Source organism: Paenibacillus thailandensis (genome assembly GCF_042685365.1).
Taxonomy (GTDB): Bacteria; Bacillota; Bacilli; order Paenibacillales; family Paenibacillaceae; genus Paenibacillus_AP; species Paenibacillus_AP thailandensis.
Window position 1 is genome coordinate 116775 of sequence record NZ_JBHUMY010000023.1, and the last position, 15142, is coordinate 131916.

General features: G+C 57.4%; 11 protein-coding genes. 7 read left to right on the forward strand and 4 right to left on the reverse strand.

What is annotated here, in order from left to right:
- The first annotated feature begins 65 nt into the window (after positions 1 to 65).
- The 3 genes from ACFSW5_RS18130 (at position 66) to ACFSW5_RS18140 (ending at position 3219) form a co-directional block, all read left to right on the forward strand.
- Complete coding sequence (locus ACFSW5_RS18130; RefSeq protein WP_379276048.1) at positions 66 to 1364, forward strand: ABC transporter substrate-binding protein; 1299 nt, start codon at positions 66 to 68, stop codon at positions 1362 to 1364.
- A gap of 112 nt (positions 1365 to 1476) precedes the next feature.
- Positions 1477 to 2358, forward strand: coding sequence for a carbohydrate ABC transporter permease (locus ACFSW5_RS18135; protein ID WP_379276050.1), 882 nt, complete (start codon positions 1477 to 1479; stop codon positions 2356 to 2358).
- A 21-nt stretch (positions 2359 to 2379) separates the two neighbouring features.
- On the forward strand, positions 2380 to 3219 hold the full coding sequence (locus ACFSW5_RS18140; RefSeq protein ID WP_379276053.1) for a carbohydrate ABC transporter permease: 840 nt from the start codon (positions 2380 to 2382) through the stop codon (positions 3217 to 3219).
- Between the two features lie 224 nt (positions 3220 to 3443).
- Here ACFSW5_RS18140 and ACFSW5_RS18145 read toward each other — a convergent pair whose 3' ends face one another.
- Both ACFSW5_RS18145 and ACFSW5_RS18150 read right to left on the reverse strand, forming a co-directional pair.
- The gene (locus ACFSW5_RS18145; protein ID WP_379276055.1) at positions 3444 to 5429 is read right to left on the reverse strand and encodes a glycoside hydrolase family 15 protein; all 1986 of its coding nucleotides are present in this window, start codon (positions 5427 to 5429) and stop codon (positions 3444 to 3446) included.
- A 4-nt stretch (positions 5430 to 5433) separates the two neighbouring features.
- Positions 5434 to 6465: a LacI family DNA-binding transcriptional regulator gene (locus ACFSW5_RS18150; protein WP_379276057.1), complete on the reverse strand. Its 1032-nt coding sequence runs from the start codon at positions 6463 to 6465 to the stop codon at positions 5434 to 5436.
- Between the two features lie 615 nt (positions 6466 to 7080).
- On the opposite strand from ACFSW5_RS18150, the gene ACFSW5_RS18155 reads away from it, so the two are divergent.
- From ACFSW5_RS18155 to ACFSW5_RS18170, 4 genes are all read left to right on the forward strand, one after another.
- The gene (locus ACFSW5_RS18155; protein ID WP_379276059.1) at positions 7081 to 8388 is read left to right on the forward strand and encodes a sugar ABC transporter substrate-binding protein; all 1308 of its coding nucleotides are present in this window, start codon (positions 7081 to 7083) and stop codon (positions 8386 to 8388) included.
- A 113-nt stretch (positions 8389 to 8501) separates the two neighbouring features.
- On the forward strand, positions 8502 to 9815 hold the full coding sequence (locus ACFSW5_RS18160; RefSeq protein WP_379276063.1) for a carbohydrate ABC transporter permease: 1314 nt from the start codon (positions 8502 to 8504) through the stop codon (positions 9813 to 9815).
- Entirely contained in the window at positions 9812 to 10645 is an 834-nt protein-coding gene (locus ACFSW5_RS18165) for a sugar ABC transporter permease (protein ID WP_379276065.1), read from the forward strand. Before ACFSW5_RS18160 ends, ACFSW5_RS18165 begins: the two co-directional genes overlap by 4 nt.
- A gap of 219 nt (positions 10646 to 10864) precedes the next feature.
- Positions 10865 to 11848: a diaminopimelate dehydrogenase gene (locus ACFSW5_RS18170; protein WP_379276068.1), complete on the forward strand. Its 984-nt coding sequence runs from the start codon at positions 10865 to 10867 to the stop codon at positions 11846 to 11848.
- A 79-nt stretch (positions 11849 to 11927) separates the two neighbouring features.
- On the opposite strand, the gene ACFSW5_RS18175 is transcribed toward ACFSW5_RS18170, so the two are convergent.
- Together ACFSW5_RS18175 and trxB are read right to left on the reverse strand one after the other, a co-directional pair.
- Positions 11928 to 13910 (reverse strand): glycoside hydrolase family 13 protein, encoded by a 1983-nt coding sequence (locus ACFSW5_RS18175; RefSeq protein ID WP_379276070.1) that lies wholly within the window; start codon positions 13908 to 13910, stop codon positions 11928 to 11930.
- A gap of 269 nt (positions 13911 to 14179) precedes the next feature.
- The gene (gene trxB, locus ACFSW5_RS18180; RefSeq protein WP_379276195.1) at positions 14180 to 15118 is read right to left on the reverse strand and encodes a thioredoxin-disulfide reductase; all 939 of its coding nucleotides are present in this window, start codon (positions 15116 to 15118) and stop codon (positions 14180 to 14182) included.
- Positions 15119 to 15142 lie beyond the last annotated feature (24 nt).

Here is a 15142-nt window from a genome sequence, read left to right on the forward strand (position 1 = left end):
TGCGTTTCTTATTCCGCCGGGCGGAAGTTGCTATAGTAAAGCCAGAGAGAAAGGGGATGACAAAGATGAAACGATGGATGGCGACAGCGATAGGATTGCTGCTGGTTGCGGCGCTGGCCGCAGGATGCGGCTCGGCGGGCGGAGGATCGGGAACGGGCGGATCCGGCGACAAGGTGATCAAGCTCAAGTTCTGGGGAGGGGTTCCGGCCGAAGCGGGCCCGCAGGCCGTCGTGGACGCCTGGAACGCCGAGAACAAAGACATTCAAGTCGAATACGAGCGCTTCGTGAACGACGACGCCGGGAACATGAAGCTCGATACGGCGCTCACGACCGGACAAGGAGCCGATCTGTACGTCAACTACGATCTGTCCAGACTGATGAAAAGGATGGAGGCCGGCTTGGCGGCCAACTTAAGCGAATTAACCGATTACAACATCGACGAGAAGATGGGCCCGGACGCCAAGCTGTGGCAGATTGACGGCGTTTATTACGGCATGCCCACCAAGAAAAACATGACGTTCGTATGGCTGAACAAGGATGCGCTCGACGAAGCCGGTCTGCCGCTTCCTCCGCTGGACTGGACGTGGGACGATCTGAGAAGCTACGCGGCGAAGCTGCAGCAAGGCGAAAGATGGGGCTTCCTGCAGCACGAGGCGGTCTTCACGTCATCGCTTGACGCAGGGCTCGCTTCCGTCGGCGAGACGAAGCCGGACGGCACGTCCAATCTGGACGATCCGCTCATGAAGAAGGCGTTCGAACAGCTGTACGGCATGATGTTCGAAGATAAATCGACGCCCGCCTATGGCGAGCAGCTAACGACGAAGATGCCGGTCGATACGATGTTCCTCCAAGGCAAGGCGGCTATGCTGAACGCAGGCGAATTTATTTTCCGCAATTCGAACAACCTGCAGGAATACCCGCGGGATTTCAAGATCGCTTTCGCCACGCTGCCGCGGATTACGAAGGATCAGCCGGATTACAAATATCCGGGCGGACTTGGCGACGTCATCTCCATCAATCCGAAGTCTCCCAACAAGGAAGCGGCCTGGAAGTTTCTGAAGTGGTACGCCGACGGCGGGATGATGCCGATGGCGTCCGGCGGGCGGATTCCGTCCTCGAACGCGGTGAATGCCGAGGAGGCGATCGGTCTGCTGCTGAAAGGCGTAGAGGATACGTACGACAAGGATTCGCTTATGAAAGTCGTCTTCGGCGAGTTTCCGACCTTCGTCCGCACGCTTGACCAGCAGGTTGTCGACCTGCGGAAGGAAGAATACGAGAAATATTTCCTCGGCCAATCCGATTTGGATACGGCGCTGGGCAACATGGCGAAGCGGCATAACGAGTTTATTCAGCGCAACAAGTGATCGTCCGAATTAAACGGGAAGGAGGAAGGGCGAGGCCTCTTCCTCCTTCGCTCGTTTTTACCGCACACAGGCGCAACAATCGTCCCGGTTCATAGCCTTAAGGAGGATTCGAATGGCACGAAACTGGAGAAAAAGAGAACGGTGGATCGGCGTATTGTTCATCGCGCCGAATCTGCTCGGGGTGCTGCTGTTTTTTATCGTTCCGGCCATCATTTCGTTTGGCCTTATGTTTACCGATTACCGGTTCGCGGGGCCGCCTGCCCGGTTCGTCGGGGCCGACAACTTCGCGAGGCTGTTTCGCGACGAGGTGTTTTACCAGTCTTTGACCAATACGCTGTTGTTTCTCGCTTCCATTCCGGTATCGATTGCGCTCGCCTTTTTCGTCGCGCTTATTCTGAACAGAAGCGTTTATTTCAAATCGCTGCTGCGGGCGATGTTCTTCATGCCTTACATTACAAGCGGCATCGCCATCGCGTTCGTCTGGATGCTGCTGTTCCATCCGTCCGAAGGCCCGATCAACAATTTCCTTCTCGCGGTCGGCGTCGGCAATCCTCCGGGCTGGTTTTCCACGACCGAAACGTCGATGTACGCGATCGATTTGATATGGATCTGGTATATGCTCGGCTACTTCATGATCATTTATTTGGCGTCCCTGCAGGAGCTTCCGAACGATCTGCTCGAGGCCGCCACGATCGACGGAGCGCGCAGATGGACGACGATCCGGTACATCGTCTGGCCGCTTGTCAGTCCGACGACCTTCCTGCTGCTTGTGACCGGACTGATCATGTCGATCAAGACGTTCGGCATCATCCAGGCGATTACGCAAGGCGGGCCGAGCAACAGCACGACCACCGTAGCGATGTACGTCTACCGGACCGCCTTCAGCTATTACGAGATGGGGTACGCCTCCGCCATTTCCTGGGTGCTGTTCGCGATTATTTTCGCCATTACGCTCATTCAATGGTACGGGCAGAAGAAATGGGTGCATTACTAGAGGAAAGGGGATGAGCGGAAGATGAAGATCGGAGATCTATCGATTTCGTGGAAAAAAAGCGCGGCGACGCTGATCATGTTCGCCCTTGGCCTGCTCATGATCGTCCCGTTCCTGTGGATGCTCAGCACGTCGATCAAAAGCCCGTCGGAAGTGTTCGTTTATCCGATTCGCTGGATACCGGAGCATGCGGAATGGAAGCATCACGTCAAAGTGTGGACCGGGGAGCAAAGCTTCGTCACTTATTACGCCAATTCGCTTAAAATTTCTATAACAAGCGTGCTGGGAGCGGCTTTTCTTTCGTCGCTGGCGGCATACGGCTTCTCCCGAATCGAGTTCAAAGGGCGGGACGGCCTGTTCCTGCTTTATCTGTCCATGATGATGATCCCGCCGCAGGTGCTGTTCGTGCCGAAGTTCATCATGTTCGATTGGGCGGGCATCTACAATACGCATTGGGCGCTTATTCTGCCGGGCCTCATCAGCATCTTCGGCGTGTTCATCATGCGCCAGTTCTTTATGGCCATTCCGAAGGAAATTACGGAGGCGGCCTTTATCGACGGAGCCGGCCATGTGCGCAGCTTCTTTCAGCTGATTCTTCCGCTGGCCAAGCCGGCGCTCGCGACGTTTATGATTATCGATTTCTCCTGGAGCTGGAACGATTACGAGAACGCGCTCGTGTTCCTGACCGACAGCCGGCTGTACACCGTGCCGCTTGGCATGCAAAACTTCATCCTCGAATTTAACATCGATTACAACGGGATGATGGCCGCGGCAACCGCCGGCATTATTCCGATGCTGATCGTGTTCGTTCTCGGACAGCGGTTCATTATCGAAGGCATTTCGAATACGTCCGTGAAAGGATGACGGGCGGCCGCGCAGCGGCCGTTCGGAATGGAACGTTCGGGAAAATTGTTCCGGCCGATCGCCTATGCCGCATACGTTGTACCGGCAACGCAAAACGGAGGGTCCTTAAGCTAAGGACCCTCCGTTATTGCGCGTCCGCTTGTTGAACGGACGTTAATGGCAGAAATGCAGGTAAATGAAGGCGACTGGGAACCGCCCGTCCAAGCGGAACCGCCGCCCGATCTTTATCCCGACTGAGCTGCGCTTTCGGCGCCGCTGGACGCCTTCGCTTCCTTCAGCATAAACAGCGCCAGCACGAACATGGCGTGCGACCAAGTAAGCGGCACGACCCATGCGGTCTCGCCGGTGTTCTTGTCTACCTGCTCGGGCAGCAGCCCCAGCTCGGTGCGATGGTTCACCGCCCATTGCAGCAGCGCATCGGCGCGTTCGATCTCGCCGCATTGCAAGCGGTAGTGGGCAAGCCATATCGTCGTCAATATCCAAGGGTTGCCGCCGATATAATGGTCGTTCTCGTAACGCTTGATGCCGCCGACGCCGGGGACGGTCAACGCCTGCTCGACCGCGTCCGCCGTGCGGCGCATATAGTCGTGCCCGGCCGGCATTGCGCCGAACGGCACCGATACGCCGAGCAGGCTGATATCGATGACCGGATCGTATTTCAGCCGGAACGTCTCGTAGCCTTTGGCCGACACGGTCACGCTTCCCGTCTTGCCGGCTGCAGCCGCTTCCTCGAACTGCTCTTTCCCGACGGCAAGGTTGAGCGCGCGATAAAGCGAACCGCGCTCTTCGTTCCACAGCCCGCCTTCGATAACGGCGGCGATGCGGGCAGCCGCTCGCCGCCACGCGGCTGCAAGCTCCGCTTCGCCGCGCAGCTGCGCGAACGAAGCCGCGCCCTGCAAGCCGCCGTAGACGGCCGCCGCGGAATACGTATGCGAGGCGCTGCGCTCCTCCCACAAGTCCATGCTCGGCTTCGGCAGCCCCGTCTCCGGATCGAGGAAGGAGAGGAGGAAGTCGGCGCCTTTACGGACCGCCGGCCATACCCTCTCGGCAAAACCGCCGTCCTGCCGGACGCGGTAATGCTCCCACATTCCCCACAGGATCGAAGCCCCTTCGTCGATCTGCAGCCCCCAGGACGGAGCGAGGCTTCCGTCGTGATAATGCCGCTGCTGCCACGAGCCGTCGGGCGATTGCGACGTCAGCGCCCAATCGTAGAAACGGTCGGACAGCTCATACAAGCCCGAGCGGTCGAGCGCCGTCGTAATAAACGCCGCATCCCGTCCCCAGCAGTAGGCGTAGCCGCCGCAGCGCGAAAACGTCTCGTCGAATTCGGGAGCGGCGATAATGCTGCCCGTTTGCTCGTCGGACATGAGCTTGAACGTCAGGAGCGAACGCTCGTAAAGCTCCTTAAACGCCGGCCTGTCGGAAGGGCAAGGCGCGCAAGCCGCGACGAAATGGCGCCAGTAATCGGCCGTATCGTTAAACCACTCCTCGGCGGTCCGTTCCTTCGCTTCTCTCATGGCGCGTAAAGCGTCCGCTTCCGTCTCGCCGGCCGCGATGTAGACCGGCACGGAAGCCGTTTCGCCGGGAGCGAGTCCTTCGATCCGCCACAGGACGGCGCCGTCCGGCTTCATATCGATGCCGTTGCCGTTCAGCTCCGCGGCCTCGGCCGCTTGCCAGGCGCTCCCCGACTGGAAGCCCGAGCAGTCTCGCGGACTTGCGACGGCGAAATAATAATGGTGGCGGAAATGGACGAGCGAGTCCGTCTCCTCATGGAAGGCGGTCGTGTTGTAAAGCGAATGCTCGGCCACGAGAAACGACGAATATTGTACGAAGCTGAACGACAACGTCTCGCTTCCCGTATTCCGGAACCGGTAATGCCTGATGAGGACGTCCCGGCCCGGAACGGCATAATGATCGCTCTCGACGGCAATCGGCAGACCGTTCGAACGGGCGGTTACCCGCAGTATATTCGTGCTTGGGACATAAGCGGCTTCATGGCTCCAGCCGCAGTCCGGATCGTCGAACCACGAGACGGATCCATGCCGCTTAGGCTCATCGAGCCGGATGCCGGTCCGAATGGCGTCGACATGCTGGGGCAGATCGATGTGCGGCCACCACAGCCGGTACAGCCGTCCCGTGCGGCCAAGGGTAGCGAGCATGCGGGAATTGCCGATGACGGCGTCGATGAGATAAGGTTTGTTGGCGTTCATCTATTCAGCTCCTTTTGGGTGCGATCGAGATGGAGGAGTCCCGGACGACCAGCTTGTGCGGGATAACGATCCGGCGCTGGTGAACGGGTTCCTCTTGAATAATCCGCAGAAGCAGCTGCGAGGCGGTATAGCCGAGCTGGTACGTACCGATGTCGACCGAGCTGATCGGCGGCGACGCAAGCTCGGAAAGCGTAATGTTGTTAAAGCTGACGATCGACAAGTCCTTCGGCACTTTGTAGCCGAGCTCGGTCAAGCCGCGCAGCACGCCGAAGGCGACGACGTCGTCGATGACGACAAGGGCGGTCGGCCGCTCCGGCAAGCTCATGATGAAGGACATCGCCCGGTAGCCGCTTTCTTGCAGAAACTCGCCTTCGACGATCCACTCCGACCGCGCTTTCAGCCCGGCCTCCTCCAGCGCCTTCAAGTAGCCTTGCATCCGGTCGTGCGACAACGTCAGATTGGGCGGTCCGCTAACGAAGCCGATCCGCTCGTGCCCCTGCGAGATCAGATGCCGGGTCGCGTCGAACGCCGCCTGCACGTTGTCGTTGTCCACGCACAGCATGTTCTCGTGCGAGCTGTCGGCTCTGCCGATCAAGACGCTGGGGAAATCCCGCTCGTTCAAATAATCGATCAGCGGATCGTTGACGCGGGAAGACAACAAGATGACGCCGTCGACCCGGCGGCCGAGCACAAGGCGGGCGACCGTATCGATCTCGTCCTGCTCGCTGGTTGCGGCCGTAAGCAGCATATCGTAGCCGGCGCGCGTCGATTGGGTCAATATGCCGCGCAGCAGCTCGCCGAAGAAGAAATCCTGGAACATCTCTTCGGCCGGCCTTGGCAGCAAGATCGCCAGTGTCCGGGTCGTTTTGGAAACGAGGCTTTTGGCCATCACGTTCGGGTGGTAGCCCATTTCCTCCATAATCCGCTTCACTTTATCGGATGTCTCCTTGCTGATCCGCGGGTGGTTCGAGACGACCCTCGACACGGTGGAAGGCGACACCCCCGCAGCTTTTGCAATGTCTTTTATCGTTACCATCGGATAAAACCCCTTATGTGTGCAATCGTTTGTATAACTTCATTTCATCGTAATGCAAACGCTGTCTTCTGTAAATATAAAGCAGCGGAAATCGTTGCACAAATTGCGAAAAACTGACCTCGAAGAAGAAAAAACGAGAGAGAATAAGATTTTGCTCATTTTTACCCGGAAAAAGACTTGTGCAAACGTTTTTACAACATTCGTGCCGTGTTGTATGATGAAGCCAAGAATATAACGCTTTCATACCAAAATAAACCATGAAAAACGGTCGAAAAGCACTAGTTTCAAAGGTTTGAATGCAACGTTGCACGATTTTGGACAAACGTTTGCATAGCTTTTCCTCACTTTGCGGATTTGCGCCATAAATCGCAGTTTGGAGCGGGGTTAAGGCCGAAAACGTAAAGGGGACAGCCGTTCGAAACGAATTGCGGGCAAGGCCTCCTTGGACCGCGCTCTTCGGTTCGGCGTGGCGTTCAAAGTGAAAGCGGTTTATTCGGAAAAAATTCGTCCGGGCTTACGGCCGCGTTCGGGCCGGAAGCTGATCCGGCGAAAAGCAAACGTTCTTGCAAATGCATGATTCATTCAGTCATTTATTTTTTGGAGGGGGATTTCTGCATGAAAAAATGGTTGGTCATGACACTGCTCGCCTCGCTGTTCGTTGTAACGGCATGCGGCGGAAGCAACGGCGGCGGCAATACGGCCGCGCCGACTTCCGAGGCTTCTGCCGAGCCGACGGCTTCGGCCGGAGCGGGCGGAGAGACGGCGGAGCTGGAGCCGGAAGAAGGCGCTTCGCTCGTCGTATGGGACAGCAAATCGGAACGCGCTTATTTGGAGGAAATGACGAAGAAATTTACGGAGCAATACGGCATTCCGGTCAAAATCGAAGAGGTCGAAGGCCCGGATCAAGTGAAAAAGCTGACGACGGACGGACCTGCGGGCCTTGGAGCGGACGTCGTATCGTTCGCCCATGACAACCTCGGCACGGCGGTGCCTGCCGGCTTGCTGCTCCCGAACGATTTCTTCGAGGAGCAAACGAGAAAAGAAAATTCCGAAGTCGCGGTTAATGCCGTCTCTTACGACGGCACGCTGTACGGCTATCCGCGTTCGGTCGAAACGTATACGCTCATCTATAACAAAGCGCTTGTAAAGGAAGCGCCGAAGTCGTTCGACGACGTAGTTGCTTTCGCAAAAACGTATAACGATCCCGCCGCCAACAAATACGCGATCATGTGGGAGCTTGGAAACTTCTATTACAACTATATGTTCATCGCGAGCAACGGCGGTTATGTGTACGGCGACAACGGCCAGAACGCGGAAGACATCGGCTTGAACAACGATGCGGCGGTTCAAGGCATGACCTACTTCGCTTCGCTCAAAGAGAGCCTGCTGCCGATGAATTCCGGCGACATTACGTACGACATTAAGAAAGGGCTGTTCACGAGCGGCAGCCTGGCGATGGACATCAACGGTCCTTGGACGATCGGCGAATACAAAAACGCCGGACTCGACATCGGCGTAGCTCCGCTCCCGACGATTAACGGCAATTCGACCGTATCGTTCTCGGGCGTCAAAGCATGGTACGTTAACGCTTATTCGAAATATCCGAAGGCGGCCCGCCTCTTGGCGAACTTCCTCGGCTCGAAGGAATCGCAGCTTCTCGACTTCAAGATGACGGGCGCGATTCCGGCCAACAAGGAAGCGGCTAACGATCCGGCCATTCAGAACGACGAAGCGACCAAAGGCTTCCTCGCGCAGTTCAACAACTCGCAATCGATGCCGACAGCTCCGGAGATGGGCAACGTATGGACGCCGATCGGCGCGGCGTTCGCCGACGTATGGAACGACGGCAAAGATCCGAAAGCGGCACTCGACAACGCGGTGCAGCAAATCAAGGACGCAAACGGCGGAACGGCTGCCAAGTAACGGCCGCAGATAGACGAAAATATACGACATTGTCAAAAGCATTCATAACGGTGACCCGCCAGGCGGCATAAGCATGGCGGGTTCCGAACGTCACGGGGGAGGAGCAAAACGGCATGAACCGTCACCGCAACACCGCAGCCGTATTATCCGTGCTCTTTATGGGACTCGGGCAACTATATAACCGACAGTTGATCAAAGGGCTTATTCTCGTCTTGCTTGAAGCGGCCGCCCTTGCCTATTTCGTGCCGAATTTGGGGACGGCCGTCTGGGGCGTCGCGACGCTTGGCGAAAATACGACCCGCATGGAGAAGATCAACGGACTGACGCAGCAAGTAGCCGGAGACCATTCGATTTTTCTGCTCATTAACGGGCTTATTACGCTGCTCATATTCGCTATCTTTATTGTTATTTACGTGATGAACGTGAAGGATGCGACGAAGACGGGAGCGGCCAGAGACCGGGGAGAGTCGCCGGCCAATTTCCGGAAGACGCTCGCTTACGTCTTGGACCGGAACTTCCCGCATCTGCTGCTGACGCTTCCGGGCCTCGGCATTTTGTTTCTGACGATCATGCCGATTTTGTTCATGATTTTGCTGGCGTTTACGAACTATGCCGCGCCGAATCACATTCCTCCGGCCAAGCTGGTGGATTGGGTCGGCTTTGAAACGTTCGCCAATTTGCTGACGATGAAGACGTGGAGCCATACGTTTTTTGGCGTATTTGCCTGGACGCTCATATGGGCGGTCGTGGCGACCGTCACCACTTATTTCGGCGGCTTGCTTGTCGCGCTGCTGGTCGAACAGAAAGGCGTACGGTTCAAGAAGCTGTGGAGAACGATTTTTATTTTGCCGTATGCGATTCCGCAGCTGATCTCGATGCTGATTATGAAAAACCTGTTTAACGGCCAATTCGGCCCGATCAACCAATATTTATCGTATTTCGGGCTTGGCGGCCTGCCATGGCTGACCGACCCTCTCTGGGCGAAAGTTACGGTTATCGTCGTCAACATGTGGGTGGGCATCCCGGTCTCGATGGTGCTTATAATGGGCGTGCTGACCGCCATTCCGAAGGACCTGTACGAGGCGGCGGACGTGGACGGGGCATCGGCTTACCAGAAGTTCCGGATCGTCACGCTCCCGTTCGTGCTGTTCTCGACGGCGCCGATTCTTATAACGCAATTCGCGGGCAACATCAACAACTTCAACATCATCTTCCTGCTGACGGGCGGCGACCCGGTCAACGGAAGCTATCAGTACGCGGGCAGCACGGACCTGCTCGTTACGTGGCTCTACAAGCTGTCGCTCAACAACAACCAGTTCAATATGGCGTCCGCGATCGGCATCATCATCTTCATTCTGATCGCTTCGTTCTCCATCTACAATTACCGCCGCACCAAGTCGTTTAAAGAGGAGGACATGATCCAATGAAAAAGGGCGTTATGCGGCTTTCGCTCAGCTATGTCGTCTTGATTCTGATCGCGGTGTGCGCGATCTATCCGGCCTTGTGGGTCGTCTTGTCCTCGTTCCGGCCGGGCGGCTCCTTGTACAGCGAGCATCTGATTCCCGAGGTGTGGACGCTCGATCATTACCGCGAGCTGTTTACGTCGAAAATATTCATGTACGGGACCTGGTACGTAAACACGTTAAAAATCGCGTTTCTGACGATGATTTTCTCGACGATTCTGACGACGATGAGCATGTACGCGCTGTCGCGCTTCCGCTTCCGGGGAAGGAAATCGCTTCTGACGCTGCTTCTGGTGCTGGGGATGTTCCCGGGCTTCATGAGCATGATCGCGATTTTTATTTTCTTGCTGCAGCTGAACCTGCTGGACACGCATTTCGCGCTTATTCTCGTCTATTCGGCCGGGTCCGTGCTGGGCAACGGCTTTGTCATCAAAGGTTTTTACGACACGATTCCGCGCAGTCTGGACGAATCGGCCCGCATCGACGGCGCCAACCATTGGCAGGTGTTCACGCGCATTATGCTGCCGCTTTCCCGTCCGATGCTGACGTATATCGCGCTGATGAGCTTCACCGGGGCTTGGGTCGATTTTATTTTCGCCCGCCTGGTGCTGCGGACGAAGGAGAACTGGACGCTGGCGGTCGGCATGTGGGATCTGGTCAACTCGTACCAGAACAGCAACTTTACGATGTTCGCCGCCGGCGCGGTGCTGATCGCCGTTCCGATTACGCTGCTGTTCGTATTCCTGCAGCGCTTCCTGGTGCACGGGCTCACGTCCGGCGCTTCGAAGGGGTAACGGGAAGCGGATAATGAAGATGCGAAGGCTGCGGCTTGCCGCAGCCTTCTTTTTCAATGAAGTTGACATCATTCTTCATGATGAGGCGGGAGACCGTCTCTTTTTTGCATTTTGGCGTTCGTTTTCACGAGGATAAAGCGCCTTCAAAACGGCTTTGCATCTAACATGTCATGTCAGGTATAATGTGAGGGAGGACAAACCAAAAATGGAGGCTCTATAATGATTTCCAAAATTAGAATTGGGATTGTCGGATACGGCAATCTCGGACGCGGGGTCCAAAAAGCGATTGCGCAAAACGAAGATATGGAATTGGTAGCGGTGTTTACAAGACGGGATCCTTCGGCCATGAAGGCTGAGGAAGGGGTGAGGTTCGAGCCGATTTCCGCCGCGGAACGGTTTAAAGGACTTATCGACGTCATGATTTTATGCGGGGGTTCGGCAACGGATCTGCCCGAGCAAACGCCGGCGGTCGCCGCTATGTTCAATACGGTGGACAGCTTTGACACGCATGCCAAAATCCCGGAGTTTTTCGAAACCGTCGATGCTTCCGCCAAACGCGCGGGTACGGTCAGCGTCATTTCAACCGGATGGGATCCTGGGCTTTTCTCCATGAATCGGATGCTTGCCGAGGCTATTCTTCCGCAAGGCAAGGAATATACGTTCTGGGGCAAGGGCGTCAGCCAAGGGCATTCGGACGCCATACGCCGCGTTCCGGGCGTGAAGGCGGGGGTCCAATATACGATTCCTGTCGAAAGCGTCATCGAACAAATCCGCGCCGGCGAAGCTCCAGAACTGGAAACCCGCGAAAAACACCGGCGGTATTGCTACGTCGTTGCGGAGGACGGAGCGGATAAAGCGGAGATTGAGAAGGCGATTGTGACGATGCCGAACTATTTTGCGGAGTACGATACAACGGTTGCGTTTATTACGGAAGAGGAGCTTCGGGCGGAGCATAGCGGAATGCCGCACGGCGGTTTCGTGATTCGAAGCGGGATTACGGGCAGCGGAACCAAGCAAATTATAGAATTCGGCCTGAAGCTGGAAAGCAACCCGGAATTTACGGCGAGCGTTCTGACGGCCTATGCAAGAGCGGCGGCCCGTTTAGCGAGAGAAGGGGCGGTAGGCGCCAAAACGGTGTTCGATATTCCGCTTGGTTATTTATCTCCCAAAAGCGGCGAGCAGCTTCGCAAAGAATTGCTGTAACGAAGACGGTAGAACCGGATTTGGAATCATGAAAAGCGGACAAACCAAGGCAGGAGCCTTGGTTTGTTTATTTGTTTCGTTATTGCACGCTCCATACGCGGTAGCCGTATGCGGGCAGCTGCAGTTGGAGCAAGCCGCCTTTGATTTCGACGGAGGAGTCGTCCAGCAGCGAGCGCCAGACCGCGTCCGGGGCGAACGCCAGCGTAGAGACGGCGGACGCCGAAGAGGCCAGGGCAACCTGCTTGAACGGGTTGGCGGCTGCGCTCGCAGCGGCGTCCGTGCTCGGATCGGCTGCACCGTTGGCATCGGTGCCGCTCGAGCCCGCAGCCCCTGCCGTGCCGCTTGCGGCTGCACCGCCAGGGGCTGCACCGCCTGCGGAAGCCGCAGTCACGCTCGCGCCAGCCTCTGCGCCCGCGCCGCCGCCAAGCGGCAGCCGCACGGCCGCTTCCGCCGCCTGGCCGCCGGCGTTCAGCGCGATGACGATGCGCTCGCCGTCCTTGCTCCGCTCGTACACGATGACGCTCCCCTTCGCGTACAGGAAGCGGAAGCCCGCGCCGCGGAGCGAAGGATGGCTTCGCCGCAGCGCGATCGCTTCGCGGTAAAACCGGAACAGCTCCGCGTTCTGCTTCTCCTCCTCCCACACCATGCATCCGCGGCAATCCGGGTCGCCGAGCCCGCTCATGCCGACCTCGTCGCCGTAATAAATGCACGGCACGCCCGGATACGTCAGCTGGAACAGCAGCGCCAGCCTTAGCGCCGCTTCGTTGCCGCCGCATTCGGTCAGGAGGCGCGGCGTGTCGTGGCTGTCCAGCAGGTTGAACGCCGTCTCCGTCACCTGCTGCGGGTAAGCGGCCAGCTGCGCGCCGATTTTTGCCGAGAACGTTTCCGCTTCCGTAACGCCGCGGGCGAAAAAGTCCAGCACCGCTTCGGTGAACGGATAGTTCATCACCGCGTCGAATTGGTCGCCCTGCAGCCAAGGGAGGGAATCGTGCCATATTTCGCCGAGAATGTACGCGTCGGGCTTCGCCGCTTTAACCGTATCGCGGAATTTCCGCCAGAAACGGTGATCCACCTCGTTGGCGACGTCCAGACGCCAGCCGTCGATCCCGATCTCCTCGATCCAGTAGCGGGCGACCTTCAGCAAATACCGCTGCACTTCGGGGTTTTCCGTATTCAGCTTGGGCATGTTCGCGCCAAAAGCAAAAGCGTCGTAGGTCGGAATGCCGTCCCGGACGGCGATCGGCCACTCCCGCACATGGAACCAGTCGGCGTAAGGCGAATCGGGCCCTTTTTCCGCAACGTCCACGAACGGCCCGAACGTGCTGCCCGCGTGGTTGAACACCGCGTCGAGCATGACCCGGATGCCGCGCGCGTGGCAGGCGTCGACGAGCTCCTTCAGCTTCTCGTTCGTGCCGAAATGCCGGTCCACCCGAAGATAGTCTTCGGTGTCGTATTTATGATTCGTCGTCGCCTCGAACAGCGGCGTGAAATAAATGGCGTTGACGCCCAGCCGCTCGAGATGATCGAGATGGTCGATCACCCCCTGCAGGTCCCCGCCGAAGAAGTTCGTCGGCGTCGGCTTGCCGCCCCACGGCAGGACGCCTTCCGGGTCGTTGTCCGGGTCCCCGTTCGCGAAGCGCTCCGGGAAAATTTGATAGAAGACGGCGTCCTTCACCCATTCCGGGGGCGCGAACACGTCCGCCGGGTTCAGGAACGGAAAGTCGAAGAAGTCTTTATGCGGATTGTCCGGAACCTTATCGAAAAATCCCTTCTCCGTCATCACGACGGATTCGCCGCCATGTCCCGTAAGCCGGAACGCGTAACGGAGTCTCCGGTAAGGAGGGACGACGGCCGTTTCCCAATAGTCGAACAGCTCATCCGACGACAAAAGGCGCATCGGCGCTTCCGCTTTCGTCTCCTCCCAGCTGTACTTGTCTCCGGTTATGGCCGTGACGGCGGCGGCGTCTCCTTTTTTGACGCGGAGGCGTAGATGCAAGGTATTCTGGTCGTACGCGTAGGCCCAGTTGAATTTGGGGCGGTGTAACATCGCTTCAAGCAGCATCGGCAACATCTCCTTTATGATAAAAAATAAAAAAGGCACAACCTGGAAAGAGGAGATCCGAGGTTGTACCTTCGCACATCCGCCGGCGGTGCAGCGCCGCGAATGTCAGGTAAGCATTGCCTTTATGTTAAAAACTCTCAACAGCTTTATTATACATCGTCAGGAGCCAATGCAACACTATTTTTTGGAGAAAAAAAGCACCGCGCGCAAAAAAAACGGCTTTGCCCCGGAGAGGACATAGCCGTTTTGCTTTTGCTAACGATTTGCCGTTACGCCTTGACGGCATGCGCGTGCTCTTCGATGAAGCGCTCCGCGTCCAGCGCGGCCATGCAGCCGCTGCCGGCAGCCGTAATCGCCTGGCGGTATTTGTTGTCCTGGACGTCGCCGCAAGCGAATACGCCCGGAATGTTCGTCTGCGAAGTACCCGGCACGGTCTTGATGTAGCCGGATTCGTCCAGATCGATCTGTCCGCCGAGGAAGCCGGTGTTCGGCGTATGGCCGATGGCGATGAAGACGCCGCTTGCCTCGATCACTTCTTCTTCGCCGGTGTCGTTGTTGCGGACTTTAAGTCCCGTTACGCTCATGCCGTTCGACAGCACTTCAACCGGCGTGCGGTTCAGGCTCCAGCGGATTTTTTCGTTGCCGCGGGCGCGGTCCTGCATAATTTTCGAAGCGCGCAGCTCGTTGCGCCGGTGGACGAGTTCGACTTCGGTAGCGAACTTCGTCAGGAAGTGCGCCTCTTCCATCGCCGAATCGCCGCCGCCGATGACGACGATTTTTTTGCCGCGGAAGAAAAAGCCGTCGCATGTCGCGCATGTGCTGACGCCGCGTCCGATATTGTCCTGTTCGCCTGCAATGCCGAGGTATTTCGCCGAAGCGCCGGTCGAGATAATGACCGTCTCCGCCAGCAGCTCGCCGTGGCCTTCAACGTTCAGCTTGAACGGACGCTTGCTGAAATCGACGCTCGTGACCGAGCCGGTCCGGAATTCGGCGCCGAACCGCTGCGCCTGCTTGCGCATGTTAGACATCAGCTCGCTGCCGAGAATGCCTTCCGGAAAGCCCGGGAAGTTCTCGATTTCCGTTGTTGTCGTCAATTGGCCGCCCGGCTGCCATCCTTCGATGACAAGCGGCTGCATGTTGGCGCGCGCCAAGTATATCGCGGCGGTGAGACCGGCAGGGCCCGTGCCGACAATAATCGATTTATGAATCATGGGTGAAACCTCCTATCTGTA